Source organism: Corynebacterium tuingiense (assembly GCF_046718165.1).
Lineage (GTDB): Bacteria > Actinomycetota > Actinomycetes > Mycobacteriales > Mycobacteriaceae > Corynebacterium.
This window is the reverse complement of record NZ_CP177101.1, coordinates 2335387-2350878: the sequence shown is the minus strand read 5'-3', so window position 1 is coordinate 2350878 and position 15492 is coordinate 2335387. Positions and strand designations below refer to the sequence as shown.

The following is a 15492-nucleotide window of genomic DNA, read 5'->3' as shown; positions in this document are numbered from 1 at the left end:
AGCTCCTAAACACCGCCGGAACATCTCGTGGCGGGCCTTAGTCCTTGCCCCACTCCCCCTTCGTCACCGCCAGAGTGCCAGCCCGGTGCCGGATTAGTGAAGCAAAACCCACCTCTGCCTACCCCGCGCCGGGCTGGGGCTATTACACTGTGTGTTTATGATTAAACCGAGCGATTCCACGTCGTACCGCTACACCCCTGAGCTGGCGAACCAAATCGAAAAGACTTGGCAGCAGTATTGGAAGGACCACGAGACCTTTAACGCGCCCAACCCGGTCGGTTCGCTAGCCACGGGTGCGGGCGAGCTGCCCAAGGAAAAGCTCAACGTGCAGGACATGTTCCCCTACCCTTCCGGTGCGGGCCTGCACGTGGGGCACCCGTTTGGTTATATCGCCACCGATACTTATGCCCGCTATAACCGCATGCTGGGCAAGAACGTGCTGCACACCATGGGCTACGATGCCTTCGGTTTGCCGGCCGAGCAGTACGCCATCCAGACCGGTACGCACCCGCGGACCACCACGATGGCCAATATCGACAATATGCGCCGCCAGCTGGGAATGCTGGGCTTGGGCCACGATCCGCGCCGCTCGGTGGAATCCACGGATCCAGAGTTCTTTAAGTGGACCCAGTGGATCTTCCTGCAGATTTATAACTCCTGGTTCGATGAAGAGCAGCAAAAGGCCCGCCCCATTGCTGAGCTCATCAAGGAATTGGAGGCCAATAAGCGCACCACCAAGGACGGGCGCTACTACGAGGACTTGTCCGCGCAGGAGAAGGCCCAGGCCGTCGATGAGTTCCGCCTGGTCTACCTGTCCAACTCCACGGTGAACTGGTGCCCGGGCTTGGGCACCGTCTTGGCCAACGAGGAGGTCACCGCGGAGGGCAAGTCTGAGCGCGGCAACTTCCCGGTATTCCGCAAGAACCTGTCCCAGTGGATGATGCGCATTACCGCGTATTCGGATCGCCTGCTCGATGATCTGGAGCTGTTGGATTGGCCGGAGAAGGTCAAGTCCATGCAGCGCAACTGGATCGGTCGCTCCCGCGGTGCGGAGGTAACCTTCCCCGCGGAAGGCTACGGCATCGACGTGTTTACCACGCGCCCAGATACGCTCTTTGGCGCGGAATACGTGGTCTTGGCACCGGAACATGAGCTTGTCGATGCCCTCTTGTCCCCCATTCCTTACGACGATGACGTGGATGAGCGCTGGACCTACGGCAACGATGACCCGAAGGAAGCTGTCGAGTCCTACCGCGCGGATATCGCAGCGAAGTCGGACCTGGAGCGCCAGGAAAACAAGGAAAAGACCGGCGTATTCCTGGGCACCTATGCCACCAACCCGGTCTCCGGCAAGCGCATCCCGATCTTCATCGCGGACTACGTACTGACCGGTTACGGTACCGGCGCCATCATGGCCGTTCCCGCGCACGATACGCGTGACTATGAGTTTGCCCAAGCCTTTGGCCTGCCGATTACGGAGGTCGTCTCCGGCGGCAATATCGAGGAAGAAGCCTGGACCGAGGACGGCGCGTTGGTAAACTCCGCCAACGATAAGGGCTTGGACCTCAATGGCCTGAATAAGGCGGAGGCCATCGCCGAGGCCATCGAATGGCTGGAAAAGGACGGCTCCGGCCGCGGCAAGATTCAGTACAAGCTGCGCGACTGGCTCTTCGCCCGCCAGCGCTACTGGGGCGAGCCCTTCCCCATCGTTTACGACAAGGACGGTATGGCTCATCCGCTGCCAGAGTCGATGCTGCCGGTTGAGCTGCCCGAGGTGGAAGACTACAAGCCGGCCTCCTTCGACCCAGAAGACAAGGACTCGGAGCCGCAGCCACCGCTGGCCAAGGTCCGCGACTGGGTAGAGGTAGAGCTGGACTTGGGCGATGGCCCGCAGACCTACTACCGCGATACCAACGTTATGCCCCAATGGGCGGGTTCTTCCTGGTACCAGCTGCGCTATATCGATCCCCGCAATAGTGAGGCATTCTGCGATATCGAAAACGAGCGCTACTGGACCGGCCCGCGCCCAGATGAGCACGGCGAGAACGATCCGGGTGGTGTGGATCTGTACGTCGGCGGCGTCGAGCACGCCGTGCTGCACCTGCTCTACGCCCGCTTCTGGCACAAGGTGCTCTTTGACCTGGGCTTTGTCAGCTCGCAGGAGCCGTATCGCCGCCTGTACAACCAGGGCTACATTCAGGCCTACGCCTATACCGATTCCCGCGGCGTGTATGTCCCTGCCACGGAGGTAGAGGAAAAGGACGGCAAGTTTTACTACAACGGCGAAGAGGTTAACCAGGAGTACGGCAAGATGGGCAAGTCCCTGAAAAACGCCGTGGCCCCGGACGATATTTGCCGCGACTTTGGCGCCGATACCCTGCGCGTGTACGAGATGTCCATGGGCCCGCTGGATACCTCCCGCCCGTGGGCGACCAAGGACGTCGTCGGTTCGCAGCGCTTCCTGCAGCGCTTGTGGCGCCTAGCCATCAATGAGGACACCGGTGAGTTGGCAACTACCGATGCCGAGCTCACCCAGGATGATCTGAAGCAGCTGCACCGCACCATCGCGGGCGTGCGCGATGATTATGAGAACCTGCGCCTGAACACGGTCGTGGCCAAGCTCATCGAGTACGTCAACTACCTGACCAAGACCTACCGCACCGAAGCGCCGCGCGCGGCTGTAGAGCCCATTGCCCAGCTGGTCTCCCCCATCGCCCCGCACATTGCAGAGGAACTGTGGCAGCGCTTTGGCCACGATGAGACCATCACCTACGAGCCACTCCCCTCCTTTGAGGAGAAATACCTGGTAGATGATGAGATCCAGGTGCCAGTGCAGATCAACGGCAAGGTTAAGTCCCGCATCAACGTCGCGGCCGATGCTGACCAAGACGCCGTATTCGAGGCTGCTTTTGCCGATGCCAAGGTGGCCGACCTTACCTCCGGCAAGAACGTGGTGAAGAAGATCTACGTTCCCGGCCGGATGGTGAACCTGGTGGTTAAGTAACCAATGAGCGTGGACGTCTCGGGCCTCTCGCCGTCCAATCAGGACTACCTCAAGGCCCTGTTTAAGTTGGGCGAATGGCACGACGAGCCCGTGACGGTGAAGATGCTCGCCCAGCACATAGGCGTTAGGCTCTCCAGCGCGTCGGATGCGGTGCGGCGGCTAGAGAAAAAGGGCCTCGTCACCCATACGCCTTATGGTGCCATCGGGCTGAGCACCGAGGGGCGTGCCTTTGCCCTTGCCATGGTGCGGCGGCACCGCCTCATCGAGACCTTCCTGGTGGAATCCCTGCATTACCGCTGGGACCAGGTCCACGCGGAGGCTGAGCAATTAGAGCACTGCGTCTCTGACTTCTTTTTGGAGCGCATAGACGCTGAACTGGGGTTCCCGCACCGCGATCCGCATGGAGACCCTATTCCTAGCGCCACGGGTGACTACCCCGCAGACTACGCCGCGACCCCCGCGTCCGAGCCAGGAGATCTGCGCAAACTCAGCGATTTAGAGCCCGGTGAGGCCGGCGTAGTCGATCGGATCAGTGATGCAGATGCCGATCTGCTGCGCTTTTTTAGCGAGAATAACCTGATCATCGGCGCTGTCGTGAGCGTGCGGGATAGCCAACCTTATTCCGGCGGGATGGCACTGCGCGTAGAGGGCAGCCAGAACGAGAATGCCCAGAACGAATATTCCGCGGCGTTTTCTTTGAGCTCGCACGCAGCCCGCGCCGTGTGGGTGCGCATGTAATTTTCCTGCCCCTTCCCTTCTGAAGGGAAGGGTATTTACGCATGTCAATGGTGGTTAGTTGCGACGTAGTTAAAAGTACGTTAGATCTGTAGTTGAAGCAGAAAGTGCGCCTCGGCGCAGCCACTAAGGAGCGAGATGACTACAGCCTCGACGCCAGCGTGCGGTACTAAGACCGCCGCTAATCTTGTGTATTTTTCCTCGGTCAGTGAAAATACCCGCCGATTCGTCCACAAACTGGGCTTTCCGGCGGCACGCATTCCATTGCGGCCGAAGCGCGAAGGAATGCTCTATGTCACCGAGCCCTTTGTGCTCATCGTCCCGACCTACGGTGGCGGCAATATCAAGGCGGCGATTCCGGTGCAGGTGCGCCAATTCCTCAACGTTCCGGAAAATCGCGCGCTCCTGCGCGGCGTCATCACCTCTGGAAATACCAATTTTGGTGAGGCGTATTGCTGCGCCGGGCCACAGATAGCCCGAAAGTGCGGGGTGCCTGAGCTCTACCGCTTTGAGCTGCTCGGCACCGACCGCGATGTTGCCCGCGTACGGGAAGGGTTGCAGGACTTCTTTGCGCACCACCTCTACCCCACCGCCCACGCGTCCATTGCCTGACGGCTAGGGCCGCGAAGACAAAGAAAAGAGAAAATACCGATGAAATATCAAGAGCTCATTGAGCGATCCCAAACCCCGCCGCATTTTCGTCACGATGCCTCCACGCCGCTGCGCCCAGTGAACTGGAATCGCATCTGGGATGACAAGGACTTGGAGGTATGGAACCGTCTGACCTCGAATTTCTGGCTGCCGGAGAAGGTCCCGCTTTCCAATGACCGCAATGACTGGTCGCGCATGGACCCAGCCGAACGCGACCTCACCATCCGGGTCTTTACCGGGTTGACGCTACTGGATACCGTGCAGGCTACCGTTGGCGAAATTAGCCAGATTCAAGATGCTCGGACGGAACATGAGGAGGCCGTTTATACCAATATCGCCTTCATGCAGGCGGTGCACGCGCGGAGCTATTCGTCCATCTTTTCCACCCTGGCCAGCACCGAAGAGATCGAAAAATCCTATGCGTGGGCCGTGGATAACCCAGTATTGCAGCAGCGCGCTACCAGTGTGATGGTGCATTACTACGGCGACGACCCACTAAAGCGCAAGGTTGCCTCTACCCTCTTATCCTCGTTGCTGCTGTACGCGGGCTTCTATCTTCCACTGCACTTTAGCGTGCACGGGAAGCTGACCAATACCGCTGACATGATCAGGCTCATCCTGCGGGATAAGGCGGTCCACGGCTACTACTCCGGATACAAGTTCCAGCGAGGACTAGACCACGCCACGGAAGCTCGCCGCGAAGAAATGCGGGAATTTACCTTTGACCTGGTGCGCAAGCTCTATGGCCTGGAGATGCGCTATTCCGGCGAGCTCTATGAACCATACGGGCTTATGGATGATGTTGCTACGTTCGTGCGTTATAACGCCAATAAAGCCCTGATGAATCTGGGCTATCCCAACCTCTTCCCGTACGAGGAATGCCAGGTCAACCCGAAGATCCTTGCGGCACTCACGCCAGGATCGGATGAAAACCACGACTTCTTTTCGGGGTCGGGCTCCTCTTATATCATCGGCAAAGCCGTAGAGACCTCCGATGCCGACTGGGATTTCTAAAACCAACAAGTCTCCACACGAAAGGACACACATCATGAAACTTCTTGTACTCGTCGGCAGCCTACGGCGGGAAAGCATCGCGAAGAAGATCGCCAACCATGCCATGGAACTGGTCCCTGAGCACGTAGAGTGCCAGCGCTATGACCTGCGCACACTCCCGCTTTATGATTTCGACTACGACGATCCTGGCGTGGAGGATAAACCCACGCCGGAAGAGTACACCGATTTCCGTAAAGCAATTAAGGAAGCGGATGCCATTTTGTTCGTGACCAGCGAGAATAACCGGACCATCCCGGCGTGTTTAAAAAATGCCATCGATATTGGGTCCAAGCCCAATTCCGATGTCGCCTGGAAAAATAAGCCAGCTGGCATCATCAGCCACTCCGTTGGCCGCATGGGTGGTTATTCTTCCCACAAGAATGTGCGCCTAGCCCTGTCCTACTTCGATATGCCGATGCCCGGTCAGCCCGAGGTATTCTTGGGCAATTCTCCCCAGCTCATCGGCGAGGATGGAAAGATCGAGCCAACCAGCACGATTGATTTCGTGCGGGACTACCTCGAGCGTCTTTTAGCGCTGGTACCTGCAGCTCCGCAACACTAGGAGCTACCTCTTCCTAGCAGCGAGGCGGTTAATCCCAGTATTCCGTCGCGCAGAGCGCTATGCCGTGCACCCGGATTCCCTGGCCTGCTTCAATTGGGGCATCAACGATGAGCGGGAGCCCGTCGATTTCGCATACCCAGAACTCCCCTCCCCCAAACTCATTGGTCTTTTTCTCGACATTGTTCACGGTGCCCGCTACCTCGACCTGCGGATTGAGAAGGCTGGGCTTGTAGTTTTGATAAAACCGTTCCGTGGCTGGGGATCGCAGCGAAAACTCCGCCGGTTCCGTTAATTCATAGTCCAGCGCAACGACTGCGGGCCGCACTCGGCCGCGCAGTTTTTCGCCGCCCACGGGGTTTCCGGTGGGAAGCGTAAAGGGGGCATCGCTAAGCACCGCCCATCGGAGACCTTCCATTTCTAAGATGCCAATAAAAGGCATGGCGCGATATAGCGTTGCCTCCGCGTCTTCTCCACCCCGGAACGACGGCAAAACGGTCCACTCTCCCTCGTACTCCATCGCCGTGACGGCGATGCCGGAGGGATCCGCGTAGTACATCACTTGATCAAAAGCAGGTGCATCCCACAAGGTCCGCTTTGCGGGTAGTTCCGCGATGAGTTCCTCGGTGTCCAGGAAATCGAAGCCGCAGGTACTAAAAAGTTTATCCATGCCCGCCATCATAGACAGCCGGCTGCCTGACCGGAGTTGCAGGCGACCAAAAACGCCGCTGGGTAATTCGCTATACCTAATAATGGATAATATCCAGTACACTATTGAACCTATAAATAGGTTATGAAAAGCGAAGTATATGCGATTAACTTAGCAAAAGTATAGTTTACATGGATTATTGGTAAACCTGATCCAGTACATCTAAAAACGGTAGGGGTTGATGGATCAACCCTGTTCATTAATCCATAGTTGAGTAATCAACTGCGCAGTATATAATGCTATTTAAGTCAAAGCTTAAGGGAGATACTGTGCGCCCAGTAGAAAGTGCAGCGTGGGCGGACTTCGTAGCGATGCAGCGGGCGCTGCACAAGGAGTTAACTCACGAGTTGCAGGTAGCCGCGAATGTAAGTGAGGCCGACTATGCGGTGCTGGCCGTCCTGCAGCGCCGCCGTGGGCAGAGCACCCGGCCGCATGAGTTGGCCGCGGAACTTGGGTGGGAGAAATCGCGGCTACACCGACAGCTTGTCCGGATGGAGCGGCGCGATTTGGTTTCAAGGCGGCACGCGGAGGAGCTAGGACCCCGGGCTATTGAAGTCACAGTGACGAAAATAGGTGAGGAAGCATTCACCGCAGCCTTGGGCAGTCATACCGCTAAAGTAGATGAAAAGGTGGTTTCTGTCCTGACGGAAGAGGAGCTGCGGCTGCTGGGATCCATCTCGAGGAAGATTACGCGGCACTTGGCGGGCGATGCCTAGGATCCAAGAGCCCCGGCGCACAGAAAAGGCACCCCGCCAGGAGTGACGGGGTGCCTTTGTGGCTGTAGGCCCTAAAGGGCTTAGGCCTTAGGAAATCTTCAGCACCGTGCGGCCGTGGTGGCTGCCGTTGATGAGCGATTGTGCTTCCTCCACCGCATCTTCCAGTGGAAGGGTATTGGTCAAGGACTCCAAGATGGACAAGTCCAAGGTGCGGGCGAGGAGCTGCCAAGCATTCTGGCGATAGTGCAGTGGGGCATCGACGGAGTTCACGCCAGCCAGGTGCACGTTGCGCAGGATGAAGGGCATCACGGTGGCGGGCAGGTCAGGGCCGCTTGCCATACCGGTAGCGGCAACGGTGCCGCCCCACTTGGTACGGGCCAAGACGTTTGCCAGCTCCTGGGAGCCGGAGGTATCCACGGCGCCGGCGTAGATGGCCTTTTGCAGGGGCTTGCCCGGTTCGGTGAATTCGGCGCGATCGATGATCTCGTGCGCGCCGAGCTCGTGGAGGTAGTTGGCGTAATCGTCGGGGCGGCCGGTCATGGCGTGGACCTCGTAGCCGGCATTGCGCAGAAGGTTGACGGCGATGGAGCCGACGCCGCCGGTGGCGCCGGTGACGAGGACGGGGCCCTCGGGAAGCCCGCGCAGCGAGTTAACGCACAGCGCCGCGGTGTAGCCGGCAGTACCGACGGCAGCGGCCTGCTCCGCGGTGAAATCTGCTGGCAGGGCAACGGTGGCGCGGGAATTGACGCGCTGCTTCGGGGTGTAGCCGCCGTGGCGGAATTCGCCAAGGCCATCGCCGAAGGAGGCAACGAGGGTGCCTACCGGCAGGCGCTGCACGTTGGACTCGGATACAGTGCCGACCACGTCGATACCGGGCACCAGCGGGTTGGTGCGGACGACGCCGGGATCGCCGGTAATCGCCATCGCGTCCTTGTAGTTCAGCGAGGAATAAGAGACGTCAACGGTCAGGTCACCCTCGCCGAGGAATTCCCCTTCCTCAAAGGAGGTGGTGACGGATTTGTCTTCGTTACGGGTAACAAGTAGCGTGCTCATGCTCACCATGATACGTGAATTGTGATGCAACCATTTTTGGGCGGCTAAAGGTCGGGGGAGCAGAGCTTGGCGATGTCCCCCGCGGTCTGCTTGGCAAAGGGGCTCACCCCGGTAATGGTTGCGGAACCGGGGCCCGTCCAGGTTCCGTAGCCGACGAGGAAGAGGCCCTCGACGGTGGGGGTGCGGCCATCGAGAAGCGCGCGGAAAGGACCCAGCGCTGGGCGGAACCCGGTGCACCAGATGAGGTGATCTGCCTTCACCTCATCGAGGTTAGAGAACATGGGGGAGGCCTCGAGCAAGCCCTCATCGCGGGCGCGTTTGACGGGAGGAACGACGACAATATCGCCCAAGTTGGTATCCGCGCCGGGATCGGGCTCGCCCCGCATCATGGCGTTGAGGCGGGCGCGGTTGCGCTGGAAAAGCACGCGGCCGTCGACGTCATCGGGCATCCACCGCGGCGGCTTTGCCGTAAACCACGTGGTCTCTACGCCGGAGAGCACGAGCTCTGCGGCAATCTGGGCCCCGGAATTGCCTGCCCCAACAACGGCGACGGACTCACCGCGAAAGGGATCGGGCCCGGGGTAGACCGCCGAGTGCCACTGCCGCCCGGCAAAGGAGCCGGGGTAGTAGGGGATAAACGGCGAGGACCACGTGCCCGTGGCTGCCACCACCGTGCGCGCGGTGAGGTGTTCGTCATCGGTGGGGACATGAAAGTTCTCGCCATCGTGGGTGACTTCCTGGACCCACACCGGCCGGCGTACGGGAAGGTCATAGCGCTGCTCGTAGCGGGCGAAGTAATCGATGACGTGGCTGGCGGGCGGGAAACCCTCGTGGTGGGGCATCGGCCAGCCGGGCAGGTTGGAGGAGGCGCTATTGCTAAATAGCGTGAGCGACGGCCACGCGTGGCGCCAGGCCGCGCCGGGGGAGGGCTCGGCATCGAGGATCTGGAAGTCGAGTCCCTTTTTGCGCAGGTAATAGCTGGTGGCCAGGCCCGCTTGCCCGGCACCGATGACGATGCAGTCCAGCATTAAATGAGCTTTCGTTCTCGGGCCACGGTTACCGCGGCAGTGCGGGTATCTACGCCCAGCTTCTGATAAATGTGAATGAGGTGCGTCTTCACGGTGGCCTCAGAAATGAAGAGCTGGTTGGCTAGTTCCTTATTGGAGGAGCCGGTCGCGAGGGCGCGGAGGATCTCCAGCTCGCGCGTGGACAGGGACTGCTCGGGCTGGCCCACGCGCTGCGCCAGGAGGTTGACCACCTCTGGGGCGAGGGTGCGCCGGCGCGCGGCGGTATTGAGCACCGCTTCGTGCAGCTCTTCTTCGGGCGAATCCTTGAGCAGGTATCCCATCGCGCCGGCCTCAACCGCGGCCAGGATATCGGCCTGGGTGTCATAGGTGGTGAGGATGAGCACGGGTGGGCCGCCGGCCTCGGTCAGCTTTTTGGTGGCGGTGATGCCATCGACGCCCGGCATCTGGATATCGCAGACCACGACGTCGACCTCGGGGGCGTCATCGGCACAGAGCTTGTCCACGTCCGCTCCATTATCGCCTTCCATGACCACGCGGACATCGGCAAAGGTATTGAGTATCGCGCGCAGCCCGGCGCGGACGACGGGGTGGTCATCGATAAGCATGACATTAACCATGGGGCTGCTCCTTGAGGGGGATTCTAATGGCAAGGGCGGTGCCATCGCCGGATTCGAGGCTCAGGGCGCCACCGACGCTCTCCACGCGCTGGGACAATCCTTGCAAGCCAAAGCCGCTGTCGCCGCCGTGGCGCGGGGGCTCAACTACACCGTGCCCATTATCCACGACGTCCAGGGTGACTGCATCCTCAAAAAGGCCCAGGGTGACCACCCCGCGGGAGGCGTGCGCGTGCTTGATCACGTTATTAAGGCCCTCCTGCGCGGCGCGCACAACCACTTGCTTGATATCGCTGGGCACGCTGCCGCTGCCGGAAACCACAAGGTCAAAGGTGGTGTCCTCGCCCAAAGCCTCCGCGCGTCGGCGCATCTGCGACAGGATGGAATCCAGCTGGGTTTCTAGGCGCTCATCGGGACCGGCGAGCTCGCGGACGAAGCGACGGGCCTCGGCCAAGTTCTCACCAGCGGTGTCCTCGATGACGGCGAGCTGCTCGTCCTTGGTCTCTAGGTCATCGGTCGTGCGGGCGGCGCGGGATAGCAGCAGGATGGAGCTCAACCCCTGGGCCACGGTGTCATGGATATCCCGGGAGAGGCGCTCGCGCTCTTCTAGGCGCCCGGCCTGGTGCTCGCTGGCTGCAAGCTCCGCCTGGGTTTCCTGCAGCTGCTTGGCGATGTCCCTGTGATGCGCCGCCTCCGCCTGCAAGCGGCGCTGGATATAAAACACGCCCGCTGCAAAGGTCGTGCCGATAAGCGGGCCGATGGCCGCGGCGATGGACCAGCCATCCGGATGCAGCCACGCGGGGATGAAGGCGGCCGCCGCCCACAGCACCGTGATGGAGATAAGGCCTGGCCACTTGGGCAAGGCGCGCAGGAAGACGAAGATGAGCGGGAACTCGAGCCACATGAAATCCTGCGCGTGGACCATCAGCCCCAACCAGAGCAGGCACAGCCCAGTGAGCCAGAGCCAGGTGGGAAGCCAGCGCTCGGCCGCGTACACCGCGGCTAGGCCGATGGCCAAAAGGATGGCGCGGGCGTCCAAGCGGTCATCGATATAGGCGCGGGCCACGCCGAAAAGCAGCAGAAACGCGAACATGGCGTGTAGGCCCCAGAGCCATAATTTCTGTCCAGAAAACACAATTTCCTACAGTATCTGCCGGAGGGTGGATGAGGGATCAACCAGTTGGTTGACTGGAGGTTCAACTAGGCCGCCGATTACTTCTGACCTGCACAAAGGGACTATAGAAGTATGTTCTTAGCTATTCGTGAAATCACCGCAGCGCGCGGCCGCTTCGGGCTCATCGGCGGCACCGTAGCGCTTATCACCCTGCTTTTGGTTATGCTCTCCGGCCTGACGGAGGGCCTGTCCAAGCAAAATACCTCGGCGCTTGAGGCCGTGGCGCAAGATCACCCCTACGTCAGCTTTTCTACCGAAGAGCCCGCCTATAACGAGTCAGAGATCCATGAAAAGGATCTTTCCGGGGATGCGATTGCCTTGGGCACCGCGCAAACCAAGCTGGAGGGCGAGGGCGCGGTAGGCGTGATGGGCCTTCCGGCCGGTACGACCATCCCCAATACCAACGCCACCGTCCCAGAAGATGGGGCCGTCCTCTCTGACACGATTGAAGCCTCCGGCACCGTGAATATCGGTGGGGTAGACCTTCCCGTAGAGGGCACCGTTGCCGAAACGCAGTTCTCCCACTCGCCGGTGGTATGGGTATCTACCCAGACCTGGCAAAAGGTAAGCCATGCCCCAGAGGGCGTAGTAGGCACGGTTGTCCTGCACTCCGAAGAGGTGCCCGGTTCGGTCGAGATGTCTGATTCCTTCTCCGGCCTGCCCGCATACCAGTCAGAACGCGGTTCGCTGTTGACCATGCAGGGCTTCCTCTACGGCATATCCGCCCTGGTCACCGTGGCCTTCCTGACGGTATGGACCCTGCAGCGCACCCGCGATCTCTCCATCCTGCGCGCCCTGGGCGCCTCGGTGCGCTACCTGCTGCGCGATGCCCTGGCCCAAGCCGCGCTGATTTTGGCCGCCGGCACCATCCTCGGCGCTTTCGTCGGCTGGCTGCTTGGCCTGCTGGCCTCCGGCACCGTCCCCTTCGACGTATCCGTGCGCACCATCATTATTCCCGCGGTCGGCATCTGGATCCTGGGCATGGCCGGTGCCCTGGTCTCCACCCGCCGCGTAGCCAAAGCCAACCCCCTCGATGCATTGGGAGGAAATGCCTAAATGTCCACCATCCTTGATATTCGCAACGCCACCGTCACCTTCCAGGACGGCACGACGACTACTACGGCGCTTGATGATGCCACCTTTAGCGCCGACTCCGATACCCTCACCGCAATCGTGGGCGAGTCCGGTTCCGGTAAGTCCACGCTGCTCTCCGTCGGCGCCGGGCTCATCACGCCGGACTCCGGCACCGTCGAGGTCAACGGCACGAACTCCATCATCTTCCAGCAGTCCAACCTGTTGTCCTCGCTCAAGGTGCGCGATCAGCTGCTCATCATGGACCACATGGTCGGGCGCAAGCTGCGCAAGGATCGCGCCGATGAGCTGCTAGAATTCGTTGGCCTTAAGGGCATGGGCAATCGTCGCATCGGCCAGCTTTCCGGCGGTCAGGCCCAGCGCGTCAATATCGCGCGCGCCTTGATGGATGAGCCGAACCTGCTGCTTGCCGATGAACCCACCTCCGCCCTCGACTCCCACCTTTCCCAGGAAATCATCCGCCTGCTGCGCGATATTACCCAGGAGATGCACACCGCCACCGTGCTGGTCACGCACGATCGCTCCCTGCTCACCTTCGCCGACCACGTGGTCGAGGTCAAAGACGGCCGCGTGAGCAAGCAGGACGTTAACGGTGCATAACTAGCAGGCGGGCGATGGACTGGGGCATCGCCGCGGCAATCTGGGAAGCGGAACAAATGCCGAAACCATCGGGGGTATGCGCCGCGATGGCGGCCGCGTGCTGGTGTAGGGCGGCGGCGTGGAGGATCTCCATGATGATGTACTCGGCATCGGCCTTTTCGTGCTCTACCTGCGCGATGGTGGCGCCGAGGATGCCCGATAAAACGTCGCCGGAGCCGGCGGTGGCCGCATAAGAGTGGCCGGCATTCATCCCATAGATGGCCTGGCCGGGCGCGGTTACCGTGGTGATCCGGCCCTTGTGCAGGATAAAACAGTTCAAGTCCTCGGCCAGCTCGCGCTGGCGCGGGCCCACGCCCTCGCTGAGATCGAGCTCGCGGCCGAAGGTGGCCTCGTAGAGGCGGCGGAACTCGCCGGCGTGCGGGGTAACGATGACCCGCGGGTGGGTGCGGACTCGATCGCGCAGCTCAGCGCTCTGGGCGAGCAGCGTCAGGGCATCGGCATCCAGGATGGTGGGCAGCTCGCGATCTAAGACGGTGCGGAGCTCGCGCGCCGCCGCCTCATCGGTGCCGCGGCCGGGGCCAACCACCCACGCCTGGGCATGCACCTTGTCCTCGGCGCTCGGGTGGGGAACCACCTCGGGCAGGTGGGGGACCACGGCATCGTTATCTATCACCCGCACCATGGACGGCGTGGCGCGCACCGCGCCGGTAGCCGCCAGGATGCCCGCGCCGGGATACGCGCTGCTGCCAGCACAGATAGCGGTGACCCCGCCGGTGTATTTCGTGCTCGAAGCGTGGGGAGTGGGGTCCACGATGGGCCCTGTGCAGCCCACGGGCTTGGGCGCGGTGACGTGGCCCAAGTGGACATCGGCAAGCACGGGCTCCGCGGGCCACTGGAAGGGGAGATCGATGGTGGGCTCGTTGGCGATATAGCCCGCTGGCTCTGCGGTAGCCGTTAGTTCCTCCGCGAAGGACCGCGGCGCGTTGGGCAGGTGCAGATCGCACAGGACCACCGTGCCGCATTCCGGGGCGAAGATATGGCCGGCGCGCGCCCAACCGAAGCTCACGGTAATCGTTGCCTCGACGGCGTTCTCCGCGGCCACGCCCGTATCGGCATTGATGCCAGAGGGGATATCCACCGAAAGCACCGGGATATCGTGCTGCTTGGCCGCGCGGTACGCGGCAAGGCCCGCACCGCTAAGCCCGCGGGTGGAGTTGAGTCCAGCGACGGCATCAATAAGCAGCCCTGTGGCCTTCGCGCGCGGTTGCTCAGTAATGGTTCCTCCGGCGGCCTTAAGGGCCTGAAACGCTGGGTCGTGCGCGGAACCGGCGACGAGGATTACTTCGACGCCATAGCCCTCCTCGGCGAGGAAAGCGCCTGCATAAAGGCCATCGCCGCCATTGCCGCCAGGCCCGGCCAGGATGGTGATGTGGCGAGGCGCTGGGCCTGTCAGCATGGATTTCGCCGTGGCGGCAATGCCCCGCGCGGCCAGGCGCATGAGCTCATCATCGTGGCTCTGCTGCGCGAGGAGCGCGGACTCGGCGGAACGAACGGCGGATACACTATAGGCAGGTCGCATGCCCGCCACTATAGGCCTTAAGCAGCGGATTGGCAGGTGGGGCACCAGAAGAGGTTTCTGCCCTCCATTACCTGCTCTGCAATCGGCGTGCCGCAGACGTAGCAGGGCAGGCCCGCGCGCCGGTAGACGTAGACTTCGCCGCCGTGATCATCCTTGCGCGGCTCGCGACCCATGGCCTCCGGGGAGTGCTCGGCGCGCACGGTATCGATGCGGCCGTGCTCCACGCCGTAATTCATGAGCTCTACCAGGTCTTTCCAGATGGCGAAGAATGTTTCACGGGAAACATCCTTGCCAGGAGTGAAAGGGGAGAGGCCGGCGCGAAAGAGGGCTTCCGCGCGGTAGATATTGCCCACACCGGCATACAGGTGCTGGTCCATCATGAGGGAGCCTATGCTGCGGCGGGATTTGTGCACCTTGGCCCACAGGGCTTCGGGGTCGGCATCGGCGCGGAGCGGATCCTGTCCTACCTTGGTCAGCCGGGCCTGGTAGTCCTCCTCCGTAAGCAGCAGACAAAATTGGGGCCCGCGCAGCTGTGCGGCCTGCGTCCCATTGTCTATGCGTATGCGGACCTGCCCGCGGGTTTCCTCGCGCGGTTCGAAGCTCAGCTTGCCGATGAGCCCCAGGTGAATATAGAGGATATGCTCTGGGTCCGCGGCGGTGAAGTGCACGAAGAGGTGCTTGCCAAAGGCCTCTGCGTGGTCGATTTCTGTACCGTCCAGAATGGCCGCCTCAGCGGCGAAGCGGCCTTGCGGGCTGGTCACGTTGAGCGGCATCCCGCGATAGTCCGCGTTGAGAGTGTGGGCTAGGCGGTGGATCACGTGACCTTCAGGCATAACTTCAGTGTAGTGAAATAGTTGGTCGCCCCCAACTAGGGCGCGTGGCGCCGGGGAATGAAAAAGAGTAAACTCAAAGCGCGGATTGATTT

Annotated in this window: 15 protein-coding genes and 1 pseudogene; 9 read left to right on the top strand and 7 right to left on the bottom strand. The window is 61.2% G+C overall.

What is annotated here, in order from left to right; translation table 11 throughout:
* Positions 1 to 157: 157 nt before the first annotated feature.
* The 5 genes from leuS (at position 158) to ACLI1T_RS11130 (ending at position 6005) form a co-directional block, all read left to right on the top strand.
* Positions 158 to 3004: a leucine--tRNA ligase gene (gene leuS / locus ACLI1T_RS11150; protein ID WP_349852925.1), complete on the top strand. Its 2847-nt coding sequence runs from the start codon at positions 158 to 160 to the stop codon at positions 3002 to 3004.
* A 3-nt stretch (positions 3005 to 3007) separates the two neighbouring features.
* Positions 3008 to 3742: a metal-dependent transcriptional regulator gene (locus ACLI1T_RS11145; RefSeq protein ID WP_349868303.1), complete on the top strand. Its 735-nt coding sequence runs from the start codon at positions 3008 to 3010 to the stop codon at positions 3740 to 3742.
* 135 nt (positions 3743 to 3877) lie between these two features.
* Complete coding sequence (gene nrdI, locus ACLI1T_RS11140; protein WP_349837874.1) at positions 3878 to 4351, top strand: class Ib ribonucleoside-diphosphate reductase assembly flavoprotein NrdI; 474 nt, start codon at positions 3878 to 3880, stop codon at positions 4349 to 4351.
* 39 nt (positions 4352 to 4390) lie between these two features.
* The gene (gene nrdF / locus ACLI1T_RS11135; protein ID WP_349837875.1) at positions 4391 to 5404 is read left to right on the top strand and encodes a class 1b ribonucleoside-diphosphate reductase subunit beta; all 1014 of its coding nucleotides are present in this window, start codon (positions 4391 to 4393) and stop codon (positions 5402 to 5404) included.
* 34 nt (positions 5405 to 5438) lie between these two features.
* Positions 5439 to 6005 carry an NADPH-dependent FMN reductase gene (locus ACLI1T_RS11130; RefSeq protein WP_349852922.1) on the top strand — a complete coding sequence of 189 codons (567 nt, stop codon included), beginning with the start codon at positions 5439 to 5441 and terminating at the stop codon, positions 6003 to 6005.
* Positions 6006 to 6033: 28 nt separating this feature from the next.
* Here ACLI1T_RS11130 and ACLI1T_RS11125 read toward each other — a convergent pair whose 3' ends face one another.
* Complete coding sequence (locus ACLI1T_RS11125; RefSeq protein ID WP_411702694.1) at positions 6034 to 6672, bottom strand: hypothetical protein; 639 nt, start codon at positions 6670 to 6672, stop codon at positions 6034 to 6036.
* A gap of 275 nt (positions 6673 to 6947) precedes the next feature.
* On the opposite strand from ACLI1T_RS11125, the pseudogene ACLI1T_RS11120 reads away from it, so the two are divergent.
* Positions 6948 to 7226 (top strand): annotated as a pseudogene (locus tag ACLI1T_RS11120) (MarR family transcriptional regulator); the annotation flags it as partial.
* 45 nt (positions 7227 to 7271) lie between these two features.
* Positions 7272 to 7427, top strand: a complete 156-nt coding sequence (locus tag ACLI1T_RS11115) for a hypothetical protein (protein WP_411703325.1) — start codon at positions 7272 to 7274, stop codon at positions 7425 to 7427.
* 87 nt (positions 7428 to 7514) lie between these two features.
* On the opposite strand, the gene ACLI1T_RS11110 is transcribed toward ACLI1T_RS11115, so the two are convergent.
* The 4 genes from ACLI1T_RS11110 to ACLI1T_RS11095 are packed head-to-tail and all read right to left on the bottom strand — an operon-like array spanning position 7515 to position 11215.
* Positions 7515 to 8489 (bottom strand): MDR family oxidoreductase, encoded by a 975-nt coding sequence (locus ACLI1T_RS11110; protein WP_284770821.1) that lies wholly within the window; start codon positions 8487 to 8489, stop codon positions 7515 to 7517.
* Positions 8490 to 8524: 35 nt separating this feature from the next.
* Positions 8525 to 9508 carry an NAD(P)-binding domain-containing protein gene (locus ACLI1T_RS11105; RefSeq protein WP_411702693.1) on the bottom strand — a complete coding sequence of 328 codons (984 nt, stop codon included), beginning with the start codon at positions 9506 to 9508 and terminating at the stop codon, positions 8525 to 8527.
* Positions 9508 to 10125, bottom strand: coding sequence for a response regulator (locus tag ACLI1T_RS11100; protein ID WP_284770822.1), 618 nt, complete (start codon positions 10123 to 10125; stop codon positions 9508 to 9510). The genes ACLI1T_RS11105 and ACLI1T_RS11100 overlap by 1 nt, the downstream gene beginning before the upstream one ends.
* Complete coding sequence (locus ACLI1T_RS11095) at positions 10118 to 11215, bottom strand: sensor histidine kinase (RefSeq protein ID WP_284819431.1); 1098 nt, start codon at positions 11213 to 11215, stop codon at positions 10118 to 10120. Before ACLI1T_RS11095 ends, ACLI1T_RS11100 begins: the two co-directional genes overlap by 8 nt.
* A 153-nt stretch (positions 11216 to 11368) precedes the next feature.
* On the opposite strand from ACLI1T_RS11095, the gene ACLI1T_RS11090 reads away from it, so the two are divergent.
* Together ACLI1T_RS11090 and ACLI1T_RS11085 are read left to right on the top strand one after the other, a co-directional pair.
* Entirely contained in the window at positions 11369 to 12352 is a 984-nt protein-coding gene (locus ACLI1T_RS11090) for an ABC transporter permease (protein WP_411702692.1), read from the top strand.
* Positions 12353 to 12988: an ABC transporter ATP-binding protein gene (locus tag ACLI1T_RS11085; protein ID WP_411702691.1), complete on the top strand. Its 636-nt coding sequence runs from the start codon at positions 12353 to 12355 to the stop codon at positions 12986 to 12988. It begins immediately after the preceding gene.
* On the opposite strand, the gene ACLI1T_RS11080 is transcribed toward ACLI1T_RS11085, so the two are convergent.
* Complete coding sequence (locus ACLI1T_RS11080; protein WP_411702690.1) at positions 12975 to 14567, bottom strand: NAD(P)H-hydrate dehydratase; 1593 nt, start codon at positions 14565 to 14567, stop codon at positions 12975 to 12977. The genes ACLI1T_RS11085 and ACLI1T_RS11080 overlap by 14 nt on opposite strands.
* 17 nt (positions 14568 to 14584) lie before the next feature.
* The gene (locus ACLI1T_RS11075) at positions 14585 to 15400 is read right to left on the bottom strand and encodes an Fpg/Nei family DNA glycosylase (protein WP_411702689.1); all 816 of its coding nucleotides are present in this window, start codon (positions 15398 to 15400) and stop codon (positions 14585 to 14587) included.
* Between the last annotated feature and the right edge of the window lie 92 nt (positions 15401 to 15492).

What these genes read in the sequence shown, in the direction of transcription:
- ACLI1T_RS11080 (WP_411702690.1), bottom strand. Translation starts at nt 14,567, where the DNA reads ATGCGACCTGCCTATAGTGTATCCGCCGTTCGTTCCGCCGAGTCCGCG.
- ACLI1T_RS11145 (WP_349868303.1), top strand. Translation starts at nt 3,008, where the DNA reads ATGAGCGTGGACGTCTCGGGCCTCTCGCCGTCCAATCAGGACTACCTC.
- ACLI1T_RS11075 (WP_411702689.1), bottom strand. Translation starts at nt 15,400, where the DNA reads ATGCCTGAAGGTCACGTGATCCACCGCCTAGCCCACACTCTCAACGCG.
- nrdF (WP_349837875.1), top strand. Translation starts at nt 4,391, where the DNA reads ATGAAATATCAAGAGCTCATTGAGCGATCCCAAACCCCGCCGCATTTT.
- ACLI1T_RS11110 (WP_284770821.1), bottom strand. Translation starts at nt 8,489, where the DNA reads ATGGTGAGCATGAGCACGCTACTTGTTACCCGTAACGAAGACAAATCC.
- ACLI1T_RS11085 (WP_411702691.1), top strand. Translation starts at nt 12,353, where the DNA reads ATGTCCACCATCCTTGATATTCGCAACGCCACCGTCACCTTCCAGGAC.
- ACLI1T_RS11105 (WP_411702693.1), bottom strand. Translation starts at nt 9,508, where the DNA reads ATGCTGGACTGCATCGTCATCGGTGCCGGGCAAGCGGGCCTGGCCACC.
- leuS (WP_349852925.1), top strand. Translation starts at nt 158, where the DNA reads ATGATTAAACCGAGCGATTCCACGTCGTACCGCTACACCCCTGAGCTG.
- nrdI (WP_349837874.1), top strand. Translation starts at nt 3,878, where the DNA reads ATGACTACAGCCTCGACGCCAGCGTGCGGTACTAAGACCGCCGCTAAT.
- ACLI1T_RS11125 (WP_411702694.1), bottom strand. Translation starts at nt 6,672, where the DNA reads ATGGATAAACTTTTTAGTACCTGCGGCTTCGATTTCCTGGACACCGAG.
- ACLI1T_RS11130 (WP_349852922.1), top strand. Translation starts at nt 5,439, where the DNA reads ATGAAACTTCTTGTACTCGTCGGCAGCCTACGGCGGGAAAGCATCGCG.
- ACLI1T_RS11095 (WP_284819431.1), bottom strand. Translation starts at nt 11,215, where the DNA reads ATGTTCGCGTTTCTGCTGCTTTTCGGCGTGGCCCGCGCCTATATCGAT.
- ACLI1T_RS11100 (WP_284770822.1), bottom strand. Translation starts at nt 10,125, where the DNA reads ATGGTTAATGTCATGCTTATCGATGACCACCCCGTCGTCCGCGCCGGG.
- ACLI1T_RS11090 (WP_411702692.1), top strand. Translation starts at nt 11,369, where the DNA reads ATGTTCTTAGCTATTCGTGAAATCACCGCAGCGCGCGGCCGCTTCGGG.